Source organism: Paenibacillus sp. Soil522 (genome assembly GCF_001428245.1).
In the GTDB taxonomy this organism is placed as follows: Bacteria; Bacillota; Bacilli; order Paenibacillales; family Paenibacillaceae; genus Pristimantibacillus.
Window position 1 is genome coordinate 100,809 of the sequence record NZ_LMRV01000027.1, and the last position, 20,742, is coordinate 121,550.

19 protein-coding genes, 1 rRNA gene, 1 pseudogene and 1 riboswitch are annotated in these 20,742 nt (G+C 45.9%); all 21 genes and pseudogenes read left to right on the forward strand.

The window, feature by feature from the left end:
* Window positions 1–527 precede the first annotated feature (527 nt).
* Window positions 528–1,661, forward strand: coding sequence for a glucose-1-phosphate adenylyltransferase family protein (locus ASG81_RS05785; protein ID WP_327205145.1), 1,134 nt, complete (start codon window positions 528–530; stop codon window positions 1,659–1,661).
* An 866-nt stretch (window positions 1,662–2,527) separates the two neighbouring features.
* Window positions 2,528–3,268, forward strand: coding sequence for a spermidine synthase (locus ASG81_RS05790; protein WP_056630356.1), 741 nt, complete (start codon window positions 2,528–2,530; stop codon window positions 3,266–3,268).
* Window positions 3,269–3,331: 63 nt separating this feature from the next.
* A riboswitch (cobalamin riboswitch) is annotated at window positions 3,332–3,539 on the forward strand.
* A 130-nt stretch (window positions 3,540–3,669) separates the two neighbouring features.
* Entirely contained in the window at window positions 3,670–4,188 is a 519-nt protein-coding gene (locus ASG81_RS05795; RefSeq protein ID WP_056630359.1) for a hypothetical protein, read from the forward strand.
* Complete coding sequence (locus ASG81_RS05800; RefSeq protein ID WP_056630362.1) at window positions 4,178–4,681, forward strand: hypothetical protein; 504 nt, start codon at window positions 4,178–4,180, stop codon at window positions 4,679–4,681. Before ASG81_RS05795 ends, ASG81_RS05800 begins: the two co-directional genes overlap by 11 nt.
* 34 nt (window positions 4,682–4,715) lie before the next feature.
* Window positions 4,716–4,862: a CbtB domain-containing protein gene (locus tag ASG81_RS33825; RefSeq protein WP_442952812.1), complete on the forward strand. Its 147-nt coding sequence runs from the start codon at window positions 4,716–4,718 to the stop codon at window positions 4,860–4,862.
* A gap of 445 nt (window positions 4,863–5,307) precedes the next feature.
* Window positions 5,308–7,143: pseudogene (locus ASG81_RS32520) on the forward strand (ATP-binding protein); the annotation flags it as partial.
* 108 nt (window positions 7,144–7,251) lie between these two features.
* A complete protein-coding gene (bluB, locus tag ASG81_RS32525; RefSeq protein ID WP_235548750.1) occupies window positions 7,252–7,914 on the forward strand; it encodes a 5,6-dimethylbenzimidazole synthase in 663 nt (220 codons plus the stop codon).
* Window positions 7,915–7,944: 30 nt separating this feature from the next.
* Window positions 7,945–9,684 (forward strand): precorrin-3B C(17)-methyltransferase, encoded by a 1,740-nt coding sequence (gene cobJ / locus ASG81_RS05815; protein ID WP_056630369.1) that lies wholly within the window; start codon window positions 7,945–7,947, stop codon window positions 9,682–9,684.
* A 34-nt stretch (window positions 9,685–9,718) separates the two neighbouring features.
* Window positions 9,719–10,795, forward strand: a complete 1,077-nt coding sequence (locus tag ASG81_RS05820) for a sirohydrochlorin chelatase (protein WP_056630372.1) — start codon at window positions 9,719–9,721, stop codon at window positions 10,793–10,795.
* A gap of 15 nt (window positions 10,796–10,810) precedes the next feature.
* On the forward strand, window positions 10,811–11,578 hold the full coding sequence (gene cobK / locus ASG81_RS05825) for a precorrin-6A reductase (RefSeq protein ID WP_056630376.1): 768 nt from the start codon (window positions 10,811–10,813) through the stop codon (window positions 11,576–11,578).
* Between the two features lie 53 nt (window positions 11,579–11,631).
* Window positions 11,632–12,282 (forward strand): precorrin-8X methylmutase, encoded by a 651-nt coding sequence (locus tag ASG81_RS05830; protein ID WP_056630426.1) that lies wholly within the window; start codon window positions 11,632–11,634, stop codon window positions 12,280–12,282.
* A 15-nt stretch (window positions 12,283–12,297) separates the two neighbouring features.
* Window positions 12,298–13,407, forward strand: a complete 1,110-nt coding sequence (locus ASG81_RS05835) for a cobalt-precorrin-5B (C(1))-methyltransferase (protein WP_056630380.1) — start codon at window positions 12,298–12,300, stop codon at window positions 13,405–13,407.
* A complete protein-coding gene (locus ASG81_RS05840; RefSeq protein WP_056630382.1) occupies window positions 13,400–14,650 on the forward strand; it encodes a bifunctional cobalt-precorrin-7 (C(5))-methyltransferase/cobalt-precorrin-6B (C(15))-methyltransferase in 1,251 nt (416 codons plus the stop codon). Before ASG81_RS05835 ends, ASG81_RS05840 begins: the two co-directional genes overlap by 8 nt.
* 2 nt (window positions 14,651–14,652) lie before the next feature.
* Complete coding sequence (cobI, locus tag ASG81_RS05845) at window positions 14,653–15,375, forward strand: precorrin-2 C(20)-methyltransferase (protein ID WP_056630385.1); 723 nt, start codon at window positions 14,653–14,655, stop codon at window positions 15,373–15,375.
* A complete protein-coding gene (cobM, locus tag ASG81_RS05850; protein ID WP_056630388.1) occupies window positions 15,375–16,169 on the forward strand; it encodes a precorrin-4 C(11)-methyltransferase in 795 nt (264 codons plus the stop codon). The genes cobI and cobM overlap by 1 nt, the downstream gene beginning before the upstream one ends.
* Complete coding sequence (locus tag ASG81_RS05855) at window positions 16,162–17,271, forward strand: cobalt-precorrin 5A hydrolase (protein ID WP_056630392.1); 1,110 nt, start codon at window positions 16,162–16,164, stop codon at window positions 17,269–17,271. The genes cobM and ASG81_RS05855 overlap by 8 nt, the downstream gene beginning before the upstream one ends.
* On the forward strand, window positions 17,268–18,701 hold the full coding sequence (locus ASG81_RS05860; protein ID WP_056630397.1) for a cobyrinate a,c-diamide synthase: 1,434 nt from the start codon (window positions 17,268–17,270) through the stop codon (window positions 18,699–18,701). The genes ASG81_RS05855 and ASG81_RS05860 overlap by 4 nt, the downstream gene beginning before the upstream one ends.
* Window positions 18,670–19,227, forward strand: a complete 558-nt coding sequence (cobO, locus tag ASG81_RS05865) for a cob(I)yrinic acid a,c-diamide adenosyltransferase (protein ID WP_056630400.1) — start codon at window positions 18,670–18,672, stop codon at window positions 19,225–19,227. Before ASG81_RS05860 ends, cobO begins: the two co-directional genes overlap by 32 nt.
* Before the next feature lie 53 nt (window positions 19,228–19,280).
* On the forward strand, window positions 19,281–19,838 hold the full coding sequence (locus tag ASG81_RS05870; RefSeq protein ID WP_056630403.1) for a nitroreductase family protein: 558 nt from the start codon (window positions 19,281–19,283) through the stop codon (window positions 19,836–19,838).
* Between the two features lie 84 nt (window positions 19,839–19,922).
* Entirely contained in the window at window positions 19,923–20,294 is a 372-nt protein-coding gene (locus tag ASG81_RS05875; protein WP_056630406.1) for a hypothetical protein, read from the forward strand.
* A gap of 374 nt (window positions 20,295–20,668) precedes the next feature.
* Window positions 20,669–20,742, forward strand: a 16S ribosomal RNA gene (locus ASG81_RS05880); the annotation flags it as partial.

Sequence of the window (20,742 nt, forward strand, 5' to 3'; positions counted from 1 at the left end):
CTTCCTTGAGCTTGTTAAACAGACAGCATAAGTCAACACTAATGGAGCAATTGAGGAATTTAACTCCTCCCTATATTTGGAATGCAGTAAATTTTATGCTTGTTATAGGTATAATTCTCTCTATCGTTGGAATTGTATTGTTCGGGTTATATTTCTATTTTAAAAATAGAAAAGTTGTTATCAGGGGGGTACCACAAAAGTTCTAAAGATATTGTCGAAATAAGTATGTCGAAAATAGTAAAAATGATACTTGAAAATGACACGAAGCCGAGTTGTAAACTACAATGGAAATCGCGGATATGTCGTAATTCCGTAGCAAATGCTCCGAATAATGGAGTGCTAATGGAGGCTGTTTCCGATTTTTTTCTTCCTTTTATTTTGTCGATAAATATTTTTCAGTTACACCAGATTATGACAAGCTTCGTAACGATCATCTGGTACTATTTTTTGAGTTACTCTTTATGGCTTAGGAGCAAACTACACCAATAGAGGAGATGGTCCCTATAACACAGAAGAAATGTATTGCTATGATACTTGCAGGTGGGGAAGGAAAACGGCTTGCTCCGCTAACCCAGAAGCTCGCTAAGCCTGCGGTGCCATTCGGTGGTCAATATCGTATTATTGATTTTCCGCTCAGCAATTGTTTGAATTCAGGAATCGACACGATTGGGGTATTGACCCAGTACAAGGCAGAAACCTTACATATGCATATTAAAGACGATGGATTATGGTTAAATGACAAAGAAACCGAAATTACGCTTCTTGATGCCAGTCGTCAGGCTACTAATGGCCTCTATACGGGAACGGCTGATGCCATCTACAAAAATTTGGAGTACATACAGCGGCATAATCCGGAGCACGTGCTATTGCTCTCTGGGGATCATATTTATAAGATGGATTATAACGCTATGATTCAGTTCCATGAGGAAAGCGGAGCAGAAGCTACGATCTCGGTAAAGCAGGTTCCGTGGAAAGACGCACATCAATTCGGCATTATGAATGTAGACGATTCGTATAAAGTAACTAACTTTCTCGAAAAGCCATCCAAGCCTGAAAGTAATCTTGCTTCAATGGGCATTTACATATTCCGTTGGTCTTTCCTTAAGCGTTATTTGCTCCAGGATGCTGAGAATGAGCTTTCTTCTCATGACTTTGGAAAGGATCTCATCCCACAGATGCTGGCGGCCGGGTCGAATGTGTATGCTTATCCTTTCCAGGGATATTGGCGTGATGTGGGTACGGTGGAGAGCCTTTGGGAGGCACATATGGAGGTGCTCGGCGGTGAGATCGTTCTTGATGACGGACAATGGCCGATGTACACAAATAAGCGTCTTCAACCATCGACAATGAATCTCTACCCGACTGCTGAATCTCATAGGTCGATGATTCATCCCGATAGCATAATTGAAGGAGAGTTAGTACGATCCGTCGTATTTAGCGGCGTACATATCGGCCCAGGATGCGAAATCCGGGAAAGCATCATTATGCCGGGCGTCAAAATCGGAAGTAATGTCCAAATCTATAAAGCTATTCTTGGCGAGGGAAGTGTGATAGAAGACGGGGCGGTTATAGGGAAACCGAATGGAGAAATTACCGCGATCGGAAAGGACGAATTCATTTCAGCCGACTCTTCAGCTGTTCTTGACATCATTATTGCTTAAATGGGTTGGTGAAAAAAGCTTCCGCCTAAAAAAGCTGGAACATGAGAGAATCATGTTCCAACTCAGGCTGTCGAGAAACCTCGACAGCCATTTTTCCGTCCATTGTTACGCCCGGCAATGTTCATGATTCAATGCCTAATGTGGAACGACTTAATATTTTTACTTTTATCAGAAAAGTGTATGCGTAAAATAGCCCCCACTTTGTGAATGGATGAGGGCTATTTTACGCTTATGATTCACTCGAAAACGGAATCGAAAAGTATTGCCTTAGACTGGATGTGTTGAATACGCGCAGGTTTTGAATTACAAAGCCCTGCAGACTCCGTAAAATAAAGTATCAGACTGACCCGAAAAAAAGAAACAGCGGCAGCCATGGACGAAAAAATAAAGTCCTAGACTGTCGGTTGTTTTATTGAATTATTGGTCTCCGTTTGCAATAATTTAAGATTTTATTCAATAAAGCAAATGTAAATTTGATTAAAATCAAATTGTCCCTTGTATCCTTCATCTGTGGCAGATTATGCTTATAAGTAAGTGCTAAGCAAGGCAGAGCCACGGAACACGGCGTCGTTAAGGATTTTCGAGAAGCTAGGCTTTATGTTTGACCGCGTGCTAAAGGGGTTGGCAGAAGACTATTCGTCATTCCACGTTGGCGTAACAAGGGACTAAGTGAGTTTCTCGTCAATCAAGCTTTTGAATATCACCAAAGAAACGGTCGAACGAATGCTGAGACATTGGTAAATGGTCAAGATGAAGAAGGTAGGCTTATGTTGGAATCAATGGGTTATTGCTTTCCTGTAAAACTGGAGCTACTGGCATTGGACATTAAGTAGGACCTTTTAGAGAAATATAGGGGGATCGATCATTTGCATCAACTAGCCAAGGAGTTTAGTTTATCTCAAGAGATTACCGTTTATGATGCTAATCAATTATATGGAGAAATAGGGAAATACCGATTATTGCAGTTTTCAGATGATGCTGTGCAAGGCGCAATAGATTTGAAGAATCCGGAGCGAATTGTGCTCGAGTATCCGAGAGCTATGATCCATCTCATGGAGAATAACGATCCGTCGTTCAAAAAATTGTTTATTATAGGACACGGAATCGGGACCATCGCCAGTCATTATTCAGACAGGAAAGTTATGGTAGCGGAAATCGATGAGAAGGTAGTGGAATTAAGCAGAGAGTATTTTAATTATCGTAACGATAATGTTGTGATCGGAGATGGACGCCAAATTCTTAGCAAGGTAGAAGCGGCTAGTCTTGATTATATTATTGTAGATGCCTTTACCAAGGAGGGTACTCCGTATCATTTAACAACGATGGAGTTTTTCAAAATGGCCCGTGAAAAGCTCGATTCCAAGGGATCTGTCATCGTGAATCTTATGGGCAAAATCAAAAACGATAAATTCATCAATGCTATTTATACAACCCTTAATGAAGCGTATGCTTACTCAAAAGCTTTTTCGCTGCCAGGCAAGATTGTATCTGATATCCGAAATATCATTGTGATCGGCAGCAACAAAACGATTGATTTCCAACCAAGAGCTATCGCCGGTTTTGTTGAGATCGATTTAGAGCAAGGCCATATCATAAGGGATAGATAACCGGATTGTCATAGACATTTTCCGTGATCCCGATTATACTAAGCATGTCTTTGAACTACAATTGAAAACTTTTCAGGAAAAGGTGGAACGCTGAGGCGTTTCTTAAAAGGGAAGAACGGTGCAAGTCCGTCGCGGTCCCGCCACTGTAAATGGAGAGCATGCATAAGCCACTGTGAAAAGTGGGAAGGCTTATGCAGCTGAATCGATTCAACATTCAGTTTATTGCACTTGATCCATAAGCCAGGAGACCTGCCTTTTCTTTTGAACACTAAATAACCTACGAGGATAGGGAAGTGTATAGATCGCGCTATTTTTTGCGTTTCTGTAAACACTTCTATGCTTTTTTGGTAGAAGTGTTTTTTTGTATGTTTAAAAATCAGTAATAAAGGAGCGAAGAAGTGATGACAAAGTGGTTTAGCGTCGGGTTTGCAGCTTTTTTTATTTTTGGAGCGGTTTTACTGACTTCTGCTGCGGCGAAGGATGCGGCAGCTATTGAACTGAACGAAGAGGTGCTGGCTACCGTTCGCCCGGATTTGGATACGCCTACAGTGGAACTGAATTTCCAAGATGTTACTAACGGTTCGGCACATATTCAGCTAAGCAGTCCGGAGCCTAAATTTTTCTCGCCTACGGACTTTCCGTGGGTAGAGGGAACGCCATTGATAGATTCAACAGTATCGATTGAGAATGGAAAGGCGTCATTTGATTATATGTTTCCGATTCGCGGGGAATATGCGATGACGCTGGATTTAATGGATGATACCGGGAAAACAATTGGCACCCAAGAACTAAAGATCAACATTCATGAAAATCCAAAAGAGGTTCGGAACGGTATTATATTCATTGGATTGTTAGCGATATTTGGATTGTTGTGCGGATGGGTATTTTCGAAACGGAGGATGAAGCTCGATGCGGTTTAATAGAGTAGCAGGTTTAATTTTAATTCTAATGTTGACGATGCAAGCGTCCGTTTTTGCGCACGGTTCAGATGAATCGGAAGCCGATATTCATACCCGTGTAGGCGAGCTTGCTTATGTTGAAGGGAAATTTGATCAAATCGGGAGTAATCCGGTTGCAGTAAAGTTTAAAGCGGTAAGGCTTGAGGATGGGGCAGACATATTATCTATGGAAAGCTCCTCTGTTGACGGTACTTATAAGTTCGGTATGCAATTTTTTGATGGAGCGGAACATGAGGTGACGGTCAAGGCTGTAGATCCTGCTAACGGATCAGTCATAGCCGAGCAAAAATATATTGTAGGCGTACAGGCATTCAATCCGCCCGCTGGAGTGAAGTTCAAGACATTGGCCTTCCTGCTTGCAGTCATCGCAATTGGAATGATAGCAGGCGTTGGTATTAGTAAACTAGGCAAGAGCATACGATATGCAAAAGGAGGAAATTTTAATGCTAAATAAATATGAGCATCAGAAGAGTCATGGTTTTAAAAAAATGCTGCAATCCCTTACGTTCCAACTAACCGCTATCACTGCTCTTGCAGGCATTTTCATTTATACTGCCCTTTTTTCTACATACGCTCCGGTGCATGACACGCTTCACGAATTGCGACATGCTTTGATGTTTATTCCATGCCATTAAGGTGGTCGTTGCTTTGAACCGATTTGTCATTCGTTTATTTGCCTCAGCATTGGATCATTATGCCCGTAAAGGCAAGGTTGTTGCGATGGAACGGACGATCGCCTTGATCATCCGATATTTTGAGAAACAACCCGAGCAATGGATTGAAGCATTATACCTGTTTTCCAAGGATACGCGCTGGATTCTTCGTTACTTGGCAGGCCGGGAGATTGGGCGGTTGATCGTTTATGACCAAGTCGAGGCAGCGGGCATCGCGATGCGTCTTGCAGGCGATTCATCCCTTTATGTGCGTGAAGGTATAGCAAAAGGGATTGTGCAATCGGCTATAGCCGGCTTTGATCAAGTATGGCAGTTTTGGCAAAAAGCTTTTGACGATCATTCAGATGAAGTGCGGCAAACGGCTGCTATGACTCTAATCTCCCTGCTGAATATGCCGGAAATAAAGATGAAGCTGCTGCCTGAAGCGGAAAAAATTCGCCATGATGGCTCAGTAAAAGTGAAAGCCATCTTTGACAACTACGTCGCCCCGATTCTCGATGAACAAAGCTCAGCTGCTGAGCAAAGAAGCGATTATGCAACAACAGCCGAGGTACCCGTACCGAAAAGGATCATTGACCAGGTTGTGGGCCAGGATGAAGCTGTATTCATCATTCGCCTTGCCGCTTCCCAAAAAAGATCGGTGCTGCTCATAGGAGAACCGGGAACCGGGAAAAGCATGCTTGGGCGAGCAATGGCCGAATTGCTGCATGGAACTCATTTGACGGATGTTGTAGTTGAAGTTGGGGTAAAAGAACGCAGCATTCCATCAATCCGCTTAATGCCAGCCGGAGAAGGGGAACGATTCATAAAAGAGTACGAGCACTCGCATCGTACAAATGCTGCTTCGTTACGTTGGATATTGGGATTTGCAGCATTTGTCTGTTTGTTTGTAACGGTGTTCTACTCCTTTACCCGCGATAATCCGGTTTATATGATGAGCGGACTTTTAATCCTATTAATCATTTTTTGGTTTGGAAAAACACTGAAAATCACACCTAACAATAAAACGCCTAAATATCTGATTAATAATTCAGGCAAGGAAAATCCCCCTTTTATTGACGCAACCGGATTGCATGCAGGCGCTCTGCTTGGCGATGTAAGGCATGACCCTTATCAATCAGGAGGTATGGAGACGTCGCCTCATCATCTGGTTGAACCGGGGGCCATTCATTTAGCTCATCAAGGAGTACTCTATATCGATGAGGTTTCGACACTGTCCTTAGAATCCCAACAAGCTCTTCTAACTGCGTTTCAAGAAAAAAAGATGGCTATAACGGGTCGAACCCCCGGTTCAAGCGGAAGGATGATTCGCACCGAGCCTGTGCCAAGCGATTTTATTTTGGTGCTCGCCGGTAATATGCAGGATGTTGAGAAAATTCATCCCGCATTGCGTTCAAGGATACGCGGTTACGGGTACGAAGTATATTTGAATGACACGATGCCTGATACGGCGGAAAACCGTTTTAAACTGTTTCAATTTGTAGCTCAGGAAGTTCATAGAGACGGGAAAATTCCTCATTTTACTTCTGCAGCCGTTAATGAAGTGATCCATCAAGCAAGTCGAAAGGCCGACCGGGCTGGATATTTATCCTCCCGCTTTCGTGAGCTCGGAGGCTTGATCCGGGCAGCCGGCGATGCAGCAGTTCAATCCGGCTCGGCGCTTGTTTATAAGGATCATATTTTGAAGGCGCTAAATATTTCTATACCGCTGGAAGAACAAATAGCTTTAAGGGAATACGGGAGCTTGAAGCTCCTTCGAGTTGATTCATGCTGTGGGAGGGTAAAGGCGCTCGCAAGCAATCAAGACGCTTTCGGAACAATGGTGGTGCAATGTTGGACAGATTTCCAGCCTTCAAGGGCGGTTGAAATAAATACAGCAGCAGGTGATGGGCCTGGCAATCCGGATGTCTCACCGATTGAAGCAGCCTTAAACCGGTTTCGGCTTCCTGGAAAATACTTTATTGAAATCGAAGGGGCAGAATCGAACCACAGCTTTAAACATTTTTCTTTGGCAATCGCCCTTTCCGCTTTATCGGCAGCGCATGAGTCGATATTGCCTGAATATTTAGCGGTTTGCGGGAGTATAAACGTGCTTGGGCTGGTTAAGGAAAGCCGTTATTTTGATCGAACGATCGCAGCGGCACAGCATTCAGGAATACGAACGCTGATTGCGCCAATAGGCAATCGCAGAGCCGAACTTCCAGGTGAGATCCAATTTATATGGGTGCATTCCCTTGATGAGGCTTGGCACGCCGTTCAGTCACAAAGTGCAGCGCTGGCCTTGCCGATAAAAGAAGCTGCCGCACAACCAGTCCAACAATCTGTTTCAAGAGGCCATTCATTGACGGATATTCCCCGAACTGACTTTGCATTTACGGAACAGGACAAGGCGGCCGTGTATAGAGCGATTGAACAAAGAAGAGATATTCGAAGCTTTAAGCCCGATCCTGTCTCGGATGAACTGCTGAAGCGTCTGCTTACCGCAGCTCATCACGCTCCTTCTGTCGGTTATATGCAGCCGTGGAACTTTATTGTTATAAAGTCGGAGGTGACGAAACAAAAGCTGAAGGGTGTGGCGGATAAGGAAAGACGTGCGCTGATGGTTCATTATGAAGGGGAAAAAGCCAATAAGTTCTCAAAGTTGAAAATAGAGGGCCTCACTGAAGCGCCTATTACGTTATGCGTAACACTCGATCCAACTCGCGGCGGTCCCCATGTTTTTGGCCGGAATTCCATTCCCGAAACGGATCTGGCTTCCGTATCCTGTGCGATTCAAAATCTTTGGCTGGCTGCAAGAGCCGAAGGGCTGGCTGCAGGATGGGTCAGCTTCTATAAAAAGCAGGATGTAAGGGGGGTTCTTGATATTCCTCCGCATGTTGACCCGGTTGCTTTAATTTCCATCGGTTATACGGATGAGTTTCCCGATCAACCGATTTTACAAAAGGAAAATTGGCGCAAGCGCATCCCTCTTGAAGAACTCATATACTCCGAGTTTTGGGGAAAAGAAGGTTAATAGGCTTACTATGAAATTGGAGGTGGCATGATGGGAGAGAAAAGAGGAAAGCTGCTTGTCATCGGATTTGGACCAGGTGCTTTTGAACATATAACGGAACGGGCCCGGAATGCCATACAGGAAAGCGAAGTGGTGATCGGATATAACACTTATGTGGATTTGATCCGGGATCTGTTGACCGGCCAGGAAATTGTGCGGACAGGGATGACGGAAGAAGTAAGCCGCGCCCAGGAAGCGGTCCGGCAAGCGGAAATGGGCAAAAAGGTTGCCGTCATTTCCAGCGGCGACGCAGGTGTTTATGGCATGGCAGGATTAGTTTACGAAGTATTGATTGGTAAGGGGTGGAAATCGGCCACAGGAGTCGAAATTGAAGTCATTCCCGGCATATCCGCTATCAACTCGTGCGCTTCATTGCTTGGAGCCCCGGTCATGCACGATGCGTGTACGATCAGCTTAAGTGATCATTTAACGCCTTGGACCATAATTGCTAAACGCGTCGAAGCGGCAGCTTCCGCGGATTTCGTTATTGCTTTGTACAATCCGAGAAGCGGCCGGCGTACCCGGCAAATCGTGGAAAGCCAGCGGATTTTATTGAAATATCGTTCTCCCGATACGCCTGTCGGGTTGGTCAAAAGTGCTTACCGGGATCGGCAGCAAGTAGAGATTACAACGCTGTCACGCATGCTGGATCACGATATTGGCATGCTGACTACGGTCATTATCGGCAATTCGACGACTTTCTTATATGACGGCCAAATGATCACTCCAAGAGGATATCAACGGAAATATACGCTTGATACTGCAGAACAAAGTCTAAGACCCCATCAGCGGCTGCAAACTGCGGCTGAGCCTTGGTCGCTAAATGCGATGGAAGACGACCTGGAAAGTGAAGAGGAAGAAACAACATACGAAGATGGATTAGACACGGATGCATCGGGAGACGGATCGGGCGCTTCACTATCAGATGATGCCGCATTGCCTATATCGCAAAGCGAAGACAGCAAGCCGGAGCATCCATCTGTTCTTGCATTAGAGGCACTGAAAATGCTTGAGGCTAAAGGAATCATTTCAGGAGGATATTTAGGATCTGCAGCCAATCCTGATACAGCTAGAAAAAAAGAGATTTTGATTTTTGAAGTTGGAGTAGCTCCAGGTATTGCAAACAAGAAGTATACGGCCCGGCAAATGACGCTGCTCGCGCAAATCGCCGGAGATGAAGGCGAGATGGAGTATACGCCGCACCATCAAATTATTTTACGTGTGCCCACGGATGCTCCTGAGGAAATAGTAGCCAAGCTAAAGGCAGAACAGCTGCTTGTTTCTCCGATCGGCGACGTTTCTCAAATTAAGGCTTGTGATTTTTGCAATTTGGAAAAAGACGAATCGATTCCTGTTGCAGAAGATATCCACCGGGCGATTGGCGGGCTCAGAACACCTAAAGAGATTAAGATCGGATTTAACGGCTGCGGCATGGCTTGCTATGGAGCTGCCCTAGAAGATATCGGCATCGTGTTCCGCAGAGGCGCATACGATTTGTTCCTTGGCGGAAAAACGATCGGACGTAATGCCCATCCGGCGCAATTGGTTGCTGAAGGTATACCGGGGGATCGGATTGTGGCTACGGTGGAGAGCATTTTTCAGCAATACGTTGAAAAGGCTCATCCCAATGAGCGATTCCATAAGTTTTTTAAGCGTAAAGGAGAAGTTCTTGGCTATAAATATCGTGAGCAAGCTCAGCCGGTTGAGGTTGATCCGTTATGCGGCGATTAATTAGGGACGTTTATAAAACGTAGGAGGTCAAAGAATGGAAGCTATTTTATTAGTCGGGCACGGCAGCCGTGATCCTGAAGGAAATGCGGAGCTGCTGCGTTTTGCGGATATGATGCGGCAAAAGGCTCCGCAATTCGTTATCGAAACTTGCTTTTTAGAATTCGAGGCACCCAATATTTCCAAAGGCATTGACCGCTGCGTGGAACTGGGAGCCCATCGTATCGTAGTGGTCCCGATTACTTTGTTTGCGGCAGGCCATGCGAAGATTCATATTCCAGTCGAAATCTGCAAGGGGAAAAAGCGGTATCCTCATATTGAATTTACATATGGCCGTCCGATCGGTATTCATCATAAGGTAATCGATATTTTGGAATCCCGCCTGAAAGAAGCCGGCTTTGCGGGTGAGATCGCATCCGCGCAAACTTCACTGCCTGAAGGCGGGGCGGGCAGCAAAGCAATAACCTTGCGTAATGAAGATACGGCTGTCCTTGTATTAGGAAGAGGAAGCAGCGATGCCGAAGCAAACGGCGATTTATTTAAAATGACCCGTCTGCTGTGGGAACAAGTTCCCGTGAAATGGGCGGAGAGCAGCTTCATCGGTGTTACCGAGCCTTCTTTCCCGGAGGGACTTACGCATTGTTTACGACTTGGAGCCAAGAAAATTTACGTCCTTCCTTATTTTCTGTTTACAGGTATTTTAATAAAACGAATAGAGCAAATGACGGCTGAATTTGCTGCAATACATAAAGATGTAGACATACAGCTGGCAGGATATTTCGGATTTCATCCGCAATTGGTAGAGACGCTGTTGGACCGGGTAACGGAGGCTATCGAGGGACAGCCGTTTATGAGCTGCGATATGTGCATGAACCGTATGGAAGCAGCGGACCATCATGATCACGACCATCATCACGATCACGATCATCATGACCACAGTCATGACCATCATCACGATCACGATCATCATGACCACAGTCATGACCATCATCACGATSACSATCATCACGATCACGATCATCATGACCACAGTCATGACCATCATCACAACCACGACCATCATCATCACAACCATGATCATGATCATACGAAGCCATCAGTAGTAAAAGGATAATCAGGGGGCAGCCAAATGATTTTTATGCTTTGCGGTACAAGTGATGCAAGGGAGCTTGCTGTAAGAATCAAGGATAGCGGTTATCCTGTCATGACTTCTGTCGTTACCGAGTCTGCGGCAAAAAGCTTGGAAGAAGCAGGACTGCCGGTCCGTATGGGGCGGCTTTCTGCGGATGAGATGACAAGCCTGATTGAACAAGAAGGTTTCGAGACCATTGTTGACGCGAGCCATCCTTTTGCGGAAGAGGCCCACAAAAACGCGATCGAAGCCGCTCAGAAGGCTAAGGTTCCATATATTCGTTTTGAGCGTGCATCACTCGTCTATGGCGACCATCCGAAGCTTACCGTAGTCTCATCCTATGAAGACGCAGCACTGGAAGTAAAGCGGCGCCAAGGATCTGCAATGCTGACAACAGGCAGCAAAACGCTGCATATTTTTGCGAAGCATTTGATAGGCATTCCGGAAATACGCCTTGTTGCCCGCATGCTGCCGCGGCGTGACAATATGGAAAAATGCGAAGAGCTTGGCGTAGAGCAAAAAAATATTATTGCGATGCAGGGCCCTTTTTCACGGGAAATGAATGAAGCTCTTTACCGCCAATACGGAACGACGGTTATGGTGACAAAGGAGAGCGGCAAGATCGGTTCTGTAGATGAAAAAGTAGAGACTGCTTTGCAAATGGGAATTGATGTTGTGTTAATCTCAAGGCCCGAGATTGAGTTTGGAACAGTGTTTACCGATTTTGATGGCGTGATTGGCCAGTTGAAAGAAGCTATTAAATAAAATATGTATCGTAAGGTGTTTGTTTTATATTGAGGGAGGGAATCGATATGGATATGGATTTTAAAACAGAATTTAAGCCATTGACTGTACAGCCCCAGGAAATTGAAGGAAAAAGCTTTGAGATGATTACGGAAGAATTAGGGGAGCATCCGTTTACAACTGACCAATATCCAGTCGTTCAGCGGGTTATTCATGCTTCGGCAGATTTCGAGCTTGGCCGCAGCCTTGTCTTCCATCCAAGAGCGATTGAGGCGGGTATCGAAGCCATTCGAAATGGTAAAAAATTAGTTGCCGACGTTCAGATGGTTCAAGTTGGCATAAGTAAAGACCGTATTCACAAGTTTGGCGGAGATGTGAGCGTATATATTTCAGATCCCGATGTTATAGAAGAAGCGAAAAGGCTGAATACAACCCGGGCGATCATTTCCATACGTAAAGCGATTAAAGAAGCTGAAGGAGGCATTTATGCCATTGGGAATGCCCCGACAGCTCTGCTTGAATTGATTCGTTTAATTAAGGAAGGCGAGACAAAGCCGGGCCTTATTATCGGTATGCCGGTTGGTTTTGTATCCGCTGCTGAATCCAAGGATGAGCTCCGCAAACTGGACATTCCATTCATTACAAATATCGGCCGCAAAGGCGGAAGCACGGTTGTCGTCGCAGCCGTAAATGCCTTATCTATTATGGCTCAAAACCAAAATTAATTTGAAGGTGATCGCATGAGTGATTTTAAAGATCCAGAGAAAGATCCCAAAGAGATGCGTCATGGATATACAACAGGCGCTTGCGCAGCTGCGGTGACCAAAGGCGCTGTAACCATGTTGATCACCGGACAATTCGTATATCAATCAGAGATTTGGCTTCCTGCGGGTTTTTTCCATCAATTCGACTTAATTGAGAGTGAATTTACTGCGGATATGGCGCAATGTGCAACGATAAAGGATGCAGGCGATGATCCGGATGCGACGCATAAGGCGAAAATCGTAGCGACCGTAACTTGGACGCAAGGCAGCGGCATCGAACTCGATGGAGGCATTGGTGTTGGGCGTGTAACGAAACCGGGGCTTCCGGTTCCTGTCGGTGAAGCGGCGATTAACCCGATTCCTCGGAAGATGATTCTCAAAGAGGTTGAACAGGTGCTAAGCGAGTACGGCGTTGACAAAGGTGTACGAGTCGTCATTGCTGTGCCGGATGGAGAGGAAATAGCGAAGAAGACGTTAAATGCAAGGCTTGGCATTATCGGAGGAATTTCGATTTTAGGCACACGAGGAATCGTGGTGCCTTTTTCCACATCTGCCTATAAAGCAAGTGTCGTACAAGCCATTCAGGTGGCCAAGGCAGCGGAATACAAACACGTCGTGCTCACTACCGGGGGCAGCAGTGAAAAATACGCAATGAAATTAAATCCTGAGCTGAAAGAGGAGTCCTTTATTCAAATGGGTGACTTTGTCGGCTTCTCTTTAAAGCATGCCAAGCGATTAGGAATGAACAAAATCAGTTTAGTCGGGATGATGGGCAAATTTTCAAAAGTCGCTCAAGGCGTGATGATGGTGCATTCCAAAAGTGCGGCTGTTGACTTCGGTTTCTTAGCAGGAGTGGCTAAAGAAGCAGGAGCATCGCATGAACTGCAGACTTCCATACTGGAAGCTAATACGGGATCGCATGTTTCAGATATTGTCATCGAAGCCGGAATACGCGAGTTTTTCGATAAGTTATGCGAATATGCTTGCCGGCATTCCTTGGAGCATATTGGTGGAGGATTGGCCATCGAGACCGTGTTGGTCACAATGAAAGGCGACGTTTTGGGGAGGGCGGAAATCAATGGATAATCGTATCAAAATAATTGGTATCGGTGACAATGGCACGTATGATTTGTCACCTGTTTGTCTGCAATGGGTTCATGAGTCGGACATTCTTGCAGGCGGTGAAAGACATCTTTCTTTTTTTTCAGAATATAGCGGACAACGTAAAGTGTTAAAAGGAGGTTTAGCCGCCGTAATCGAGCAATTGGCTGAGCTTCGTCATCATCAAAAAATAGTCGTATTGGCGTCAGGCGATCCATTATTTTATGGTATTGCTAGTTTCATAGCCAAAAAAATAGGTTCGCAGGCGGTAGAAATTCATCCGCATTTAAGCTCGATGCAGTTGGCTTTTGCGAGGATGGGTGACAGCTGGCAGGATGCGGCTTTTGAAAGTGTTCATGGCCGGCCGATGAAGGGTCTTGCGCAGAGAATGGACGGAAAAGCGAAGATTGCGATCTTAACGGATGAGGAGAACAACCCGTCGGCGATCGCCCGTTATTTAATAGAGTTCGAAATGAAAGAATATGACGTGTTTGTAGCGGAAAATCTCGGCGGCGAACATGAAAGGTATGGTTTTTGGACATTGGATGATATGCTTCATGCGGAATTTTCTCCTTTGAATGTCGTGATTCTGAGGCGAAAGCCGGACGCTCCTGAACCGATTAGGGGGTTTGGTATAGAAGATGAGCAATTCCATCAGCGAAAACCGGAAAAAGGCTTAATCACTAAAAAAGAAGTTCGAGTCCTCAGTTTGAGCGAGCTGAAATTGAAAAGTGATAGCGTGGTATGGGATATTGGCGCCGGATCAGGTTCAGTCGCTGTCGAGTGTGCGCGGCTCGCACCCTACGGCCAAGTGTTTGCCCTTGAAAAAAATGAGGGGGACATGATGAATATTGAAGCGAATCGAAAAAAGTTTCGCACCGATTTTACGGCGATCCATGCAAAGGCTCCTGATGAATTGGATAAGCTGCCTGATCCGGATGCCGTTTTTATCGGCGGCAGCGGGGGAGAATTGCGTGAGCTTATCCATATATGCTGTACCCGGCTGAAAGAAGGCGGCCGTATTGTGATCAATGCGGCGACAATCGAAACGTTGTCGGCGAGCCAGCAAGCGCTGGCCCAGGAAGGATTTACCGTGCGTATTTCACTGGTGCAGATCGCCAGAAGCAAGCCGATCCTCGATATGACCCGGTTCGAGGGACTTAATCCAATCTATGTTATCGTCGGTTTTCGCGGGTCCGATCACATTTCCGGAAAGGAGCAGGAATAATCATGGCAGCAACAGCGGTTAAATTTGGAACCTTATATGGTGTCGGTGTAGGTCCCGGAGATCCGGAACTGATTACCGTCAAGGCCTTTCGTTTGATGAAAGAATGTCCGGTAATTGCTTATCCGAAGAAGCGTATGGGAGGCAAATCGTACGCTTTGGAAATTGTCGAGCTTTATGTGAATACCAGTGAGAAAGTGATGCTAGGCCTTGTTTTTCCGATGACAAAAGATAAAGCGGCGCTGGACAGGGAATGGAGCAAGACCGTATCCCTTTGCTTTGAGCAATTGAAGGAAGGCCGTGATATCGTGTTTGTCACGGAAGGAGACCCGAACCTGTACAGTACCTTCATTCATATGGCACGTCTTATGCAGGAGCTGCACCCGGAGGTGCCGATTCGTTCTGTTCCGGGCATTTCTTCATTCCTGGGAGCAGCGGCGCGTCTTGGAATTCATTTGGCGGACGGAGATGAACAGGTTGCGATCATACCTGCAATAGAAGACCGTGAAGCGATGAAGAAAGCTATTGTAGAGCATGATACGGTAATTTTTATTAAGGTTGCTAAGGTTATGGACATGATGATCGATATATTAGAGGAACTGGATCTTACAGACCGGGCTTCCGTTGTTACCAAAGTGACCTCTCCTCATGAGCTGGTCTGGCGTAATGTTCGTGAGTTAAAGGGTCAGGATCTTGAATATTTAACACTGATGGCGGTGAGGAAATAATGGAAATGGAAGCGAAGGTTTATATTGTCGGTGCCGGTCCGGGAGATCCTGATCTCATTACGGTTAAAGGCTTGAAAATTATACAGCATGCAGATGTTGTCCTTTATACGGATTCGCTTGTGAATGAAGAACTTATTTCCCGTGCCGGCAAGCATGCACATGTGCTCCAAAGCTCCGGTATGGATTTGGAAGAAATGGTAGTCATTATGGAGAAAGCTGTAGCTGAAGGAAAAAGCGTTGCGCGGGTTCACACAGGCGATCCGTCCATGTACGGGGCTATTTTGGAGCAAATGGTTTTGCTTAAACAACGCGGCATCTCCTATGAGATTATTCCCGGAGTCAGTTCGGTATTTGCGTCGGCGGCAGCACTCGGTGCCGAATTAACGGTCCCCGATTTAACCCAGACAGTCATCTTAACCCGTGCGGAAGGGAGAACGCCGGTTCCTGAGAGGGAAAAGCTGCGCGATCTTGCTTCGCATCATTGTACCGTTGCTCTCTTCTTAAGCGCCACGCTTGCCAAGAAGGTCGTTAAAGAATTTCTTGCCGCCGGCTGGTCAGAGGACACTCCGGTAGCCGTCGTTCAAAGAGCAACATGGCCTGATCAGAAAATCGTACGTACGACGCTCAAAAACCTCGATCAGGATTTGCGTGAGGCAGGAATCCGTATGCACGCCATGATTTTGGCAGGATGGGCGCTTGACCCTTCATTGGTAGACCGTGATGAACATCGTTCCAAGCTGTATGATAAGTCGTTTACTCACGGTTATAGAAAAGGGGTTGTCACCAATGACTAAGCCGTTTGCCGCTGTGGCTATTACAAAGCATGGAGTTGAAATAGCCCGCAATCTGGCTGATCAGTTTCCGGGAACCGATCTCTACTATATGAGTAAATTTGCAAGAGGGGACGAGCAGGAAAAGGGATATCAAATGTTCGAGGGCTCTGTAAAGCTGATACTGCCGGATTTATTCAAAAGATACAGCGGATTAATTATCATTATTTCCCTTGGAGCCGTCGTTCGAATGATTGCGCCGATTTTGGAGGATAAGAAAAAAGACCCTGCTGTCGTCGTCATTGATGACCGCGGTGAGCATGTTATTAGTGTTCTATCAGGCCATCTTGGTGGAGCGAACGAGCTGACTCGTGAAGTGTCCAAGGTAATCGGGGCACGCCCCGTCATTACGACGGCTTCCGATGTGCAGCAGACGATACCGGTAGATTTGTTCGGCCGCGCTTTCGGCTGGGAGATTGAGAGTTTTGACAGAGCGACTCCCGTAAGTGCTTCCGTTGTTAACGAAGAACGGGTTGTTGTCGTACAAGAAGCAGGCGAGACGAATTGGTGGACTTATGACAGGCCTCTTCCATCGCATATTCGCACCTATACAAGCACCAGCGAAGCGATGCAAACGGACTTTGATGCGGCGTTAGTCGTAACGGATCGTTTATTAAATGCGCAGGAAGTCTCGGCACTTCTCCAAAATGGCGTTTTGTATCGTCCGAAAACGATTGTGCTCGGTATTGGCTGCAACCGGGGAACGCTGGCTGAGGAAATTGAGCAAACAATAGCGGATACGCTGAACGAGCTTCAATTATCGATCAAAAGCGTACGCAATGTTGCCACAATCGATCTTAAGAAAGATGAGCAAGGACTGCTTGAAGTTTGCGGGAAGTTTAAATGGAAGTTAGACACTTATACACCGGAAGAGTTAAATCAGGTGCAGATAAAAAATCCATCTGACACGGTGTATAAGTATACAGGCGCATATGGAGTGAGCGAGCCTGCCGCATTGCTTTCATCAGGGGCGCCAAATTGGCTGTTGGAAAAGCGTAAAAGCGGAAATGTAACGATCTCGGTTGCCCGCATTCCGAACAGCGCTATTGCTGAGGTAACGCCATGAATGCCGGAAGAAACAGGATTGTCATTGCAGGAACGGGCAGCGGTGTTGGTAAAACAACGATAACGATCGGTCTGATGGGGGCGTTGAAACGCCGTGGATTGACTGTGCAAGGATTTAAATGCGGACCGGATTACATCGATCCTACCTATCATACAGCCGTTACCGGCAGAACATCGCGGAATCTGGACACGTGGATGTTGTCTCATGATACGATGCAGGAAATTTTCCTCAGAGGCTCTGAGGGGGCAGATATTTCTGTAATCGAAGGGGTAATGGGTCTTTACGACGGCAAAAATCCTTTAACGAATACCGGCTCCACGGCGGAAATCGCTCAACTTCTTGATAGCCCGGTTATATTGATCGTTAATGCGCAAAGTATGGCACGAAGCGCAGCGGCTGTTGTACTCGGCTATCAAAAGCTGGACGAGCGGGTTCGCATTGCCGCGGTGATCGTCAACAAATGCGGCAGCCAAGGACACTTTATGATTGTCAAATCAGCCATTGAGCAGGAGTGCAAAATTCCCGTCATTGGTTGGCTTGGACGCGATGAGCAGTTAGAGATTCCTGAACGTCATCTCGGTTTGATTCCCGCGATCGAACGCGGTGAATTAACTCCATTTTTAGATCATGCTGCTGATTTGGTAGAGAAGGGAATAGATCTCGAAGCAATCGTTTCATTGGCGGAGGAAGTTTCTGAATTATGCTGGCCGGAGAAGCGGCTGTTTACCACAGGCGCATCCTATCCGAGCGACGGTCCGACAATTGCTATTGCGCGTGATGCTGCGTTCAATTTCTATTATCCCGAAAATCTAGAACTGTTGGAGCAAAAAGGCGCCAAACTCATCTGCTTTAGTCCATTGGCGGGTGAGCAGGTGCCTATTGCTGCGGATGGGCTTTATATCGGCGGCGGATTTCCGGAAGAATTCGCAGCGGATCTTGCTTCACATGTACATATCAAAGCAGATTTAAAAGCTCGTATAGGCGGGGGCCTTCCCGTTTTTGCAGAGTGTGGAGGTTATATGTATCTTACCCGTTCGATTACGGACCGTGCAGGATATAAGCATGAAATGGCGGGGGTGATCCCGGCGGATGTGAAAATGCAAAATAAGCTGGCCGCACTAGGCTATCGGGAAGCAAAGGCTTTAAGCGACTGTATTCTTATGGAACAAGAAGAGGTCATTCGCGGGCATGAATTTCATTATTCTACATTAACGACAGATCAGGAAAATTATCCGTATGTATATGAAACGAAAGGTCTGCGCGGCGCCGGGCAAGAGGGATATTATGCTAAAAATCTAATGGCCGGCTATACGCATGTTCATTTTGCTTCGAACCCGAAAGTAGTTGACCGTTTCATCTCACATTGCGGTGAATATCGCAGGAAAAGAGGCTTGGCTGATGGAACAGGCGGAGAGAAGAAAGAAACGTAAGGGATATACTCTTGTTTATACAGGCGACGGCAAAGGCAAAACAACCGCTTCTCTCGGGTTGGCTGTTCGTGCTGTAGGACGGGGCTTTAAAGTACTTATTTTGCAATTTATCAAATCGCCGCAGCGTACATACGGTGAGCAAATAGCGCTATCTAAATTAGGTGTAGATATACGGCAGCTCGGTGTGGGATTCACCTGGACAAAAACGCCGGAAGAACACCGGGCCGCCCTGCAAACAGCATGGACGACTGCGAAGCAAGAAGTAATGAACGGTGACTGGGATGTCGTGATTCTGGATGAGATTAATAATGCGCTCGCCATCGAAAAGTTCCCAATCGACGATGTTCTCCCTCTTAATGAAGTGTTAGAGCTGATAGAAAAACGGCCGGGCTGCTTGCACCTCGTCCTGACTGGCAGAAGCGCTAAAAAGGAGATTATCGAAAAAGCTGATTTGGTTTCAGAAGTACAGGTCGTAAAGCACTATTACAATGAAGGCGTCCCGGCAGTATTAGGCATTGAATATTAATAGATGCTAGATAATTATAGAAATTAAACCAAATGAAGGGGAGATGACGTGTGATGTCTATCATTGAAACATTGAAAAGCCGCAGGGCAGTACGCAATTATGAACCTCACGAAGTAGAAGAGGATAAAATTGCTATATTACTTGAAGCAGCAACCTGGGCACCTAATGACCGTTTGCGCGAACCATGGCATTACTATGTCATCCGTGGAGAGGCCAAGCAGCGATATCAGAATATGGCGCTGGAATATTTGGAGGAAAGGTTTCCTGCAAAACCGAATTTAGTTAAAGAGTCACTTACAGTCCTGCAAAATACACCGCTTATCATTGTGGTGACTTCTGATGTCATTCCCGGCGACGAAGCATCTTCTGAAGATAATGAGTATGCCGTTTGCTGTTCCATACATTCCATGTGGCTTGCGGCAAGAGAGCTAGGACTCGGTTTGGTATGGAGAACGAGAGGAATTGGGCTTGTACGCGATGAAAGGCTGAATCGTTTTATTGGAAGCCCGGAGAATAGAAAGGTAATTGGGACGATTTTTATCGGTTACTCCTCATCTGAAACACCAAATACGAAGCGCATGTCATTTACCGAAAAAACAACATGGTTATGAATATACTGCTCTTTTAGGAAGAGAGTTAATATAACGGATTAAAATCAAAATGCAACAATGCCGAAAGAAAGGGGGGCTGCGAAGATGTTAAGCCAAACCATTAATACAAAGCGTCAAGTTTTAGGCCAGGTTATCATTTGCTCGGGCTGCTGTTGCGGTCGGACGGATAAAGGGAAACCAGCCATTCCTGAAGAGTGGTTAAAGAACAACTGGAAACAGGCAGGGCTGCTGCGAACGATTCAACTGACGATTAGCGGTTGCTTGGGCCCGTGCGATTTAACAAATGTCATTTCTATTTTAACTCCACAGAAGCAAATATGGCTGGGCGGAATAACGGGCCAAAATCAATATGAAGCGCTGCTAGAGTGGGCGCAATCATCGTCAGATGCCGGCATTCTTATTGATTTACCTGAAATTTTACAAACTCAACAGTTTGAACGATATAAAACTTCATAATGACGTAAGAAGCTTGAAAGATGTGAAAACGACCTGAGGCCGCGGCCTTAGGTCATTTTCACATTCTATTCTATTTATAATTGCTATGGCAATGCACGTTCATGAGTGTGACTCTTCTAATAATAGTCTTGTAAAGAAGGGAGGTTAATTTTATGACGATAGGTTAGTGAAAGGAGGGTGTCCAAAATTATTTTCAAAAAACACTTGCAATAATGGGCGAGTACATGGTATATTCTTATTCCGGCCAAGAAATACACCGGAACGAAAGAAAAGAAGATTGCTCTTTGAAAACTGAACAACGAGTAATAACTGCCTCGCAAATCCTTCGGGATAAGCGAAAAAAGCGATAAAAAGTAATGAGCAAGTCAAACACCAATTTGGAGAGTTTGATCCTGGCTCAGGACGAACGCTGGCGGCGTGCCTAATACATGCAAGTCGAGCGGATCTT

What these genes read in the sequence shown, in the direction of transcription:
- ASG81_RS05785 (WP_327205145.1), top strand. Translation starts at nt 528, where the DNA reads ATGATACTTGCAGGTGGGGAAGGAAAACGGCTTGCTCCGCTAACCCAG.
- ASG81_RS05795 (WP_056630359.1), top strand. Translation starts at nt 3,670, where the DNA reads ATGACAAAGTGGTTTAGCGTCGGGTTTGCAGCTTTTTTTATTTTTGGA.
- ASG81_RS05800 (WP_056630362.1), top strand. Translation starts at nt 4,178, where the DNA reads ATGCGGTTTAATAGAGTAGCAGGTTTAATTTTAATTCTAATGTTGACG.
- ASG81_RS33825 (WP_442952812.1), top strand. Translation starts at nt 4,716, where the DNA reads ATGCTGCAATCCCTTACGTTCCAACTAACCGCTATCACTGCTCTTGCA.
- cobJ (WP_056630369.1), top strand. Translation starts at nt 7,945, where the DNA reads ATGGGAGAGAAAAGAGGAAAGCTGCTTGTCATCGGATTTGGACCAGGT.
- cobK (WP_056630376.1), top strand. Translation starts at nt 10,811, where the DNA reads ATGATTTTTATGCTTTGCGGTACAAGTGATGCAAGGGAGCTTGCTGTA.
- ASG81_RS05830 (WP_056630426.1), top strand. Translation starts at nt 11,632, where the DNA reads ATGGATTTTAAAACAGAATTTAAGCCATTGACTGTACAGCCCCAGGAA.
- ASG81_RS05835 (WP_056630380.1), top strand. Translation starts at nt 12,298, where the DNA reads ATGAGTGATTTTAAAGATCCAGAGAAAGATCCCAAAGAGATGCGTCAT.
- ASG81_RS05840 (WP_056630382.1), top strand. Translation starts at nt 13,400, where the DNA reads ATGGATAATCGTATCAAAATAATTGGTATCGGTGACAATGGCACGTAT.
- cobI (WP_056630385.1), top strand. Translation starts at nt 14,653, where the DNA reads ATGGCAGCAACAGCGGTTAAATTTGGAACCTTATATGGTGTCGGTGTA.
- cobM (WP_056630388.1), top strand. Translation starts at nt 15,375, where the DNA reads ATGGAAATGGAAGCGAAGGTTTATATTGTCGGTGCCGGTCCGGGAGAT.
- ASG81_RS05855 (WP_056630392.1), top strand. Translation starts at nt 16,162, where the DNA reads ATGACTAAGCCGTTTGCCGCTGTGGCTATTACAAAGCATGGAGTTGAA.
- ASG81_RS05860 (WP_056630397.1), top strand. Translation starts at nt 17,268, where the DNA reads ATGAATGCCGGAAGAAACAGGATTGTCATTGCAGGAACGGGCAGCGGT.
- cobO (WP_056630400.1), top strand. Translation starts at nt 18,670, where the DNA reads ATGGAACAGGCGGAGAGAAGAAAGAAACGTAAGGGATATACTCTTGTT.
- ASG81_RS05870 (WP_056630403.1), top strand. Translation starts at nt 19,281, where the DNA reads ATGTCTATCATTGAAACATTGAAAAGCCGCAGGGCAGTACGCAATTAT.
- ASG81_RS05875 (WP_056630406.1), top strand. Translation starts at nt 19,923, where the DNA reads ATGTTAAGCCAAACCATTAATACAAAGCGTCAAGTTTTAGGCCAGGTT.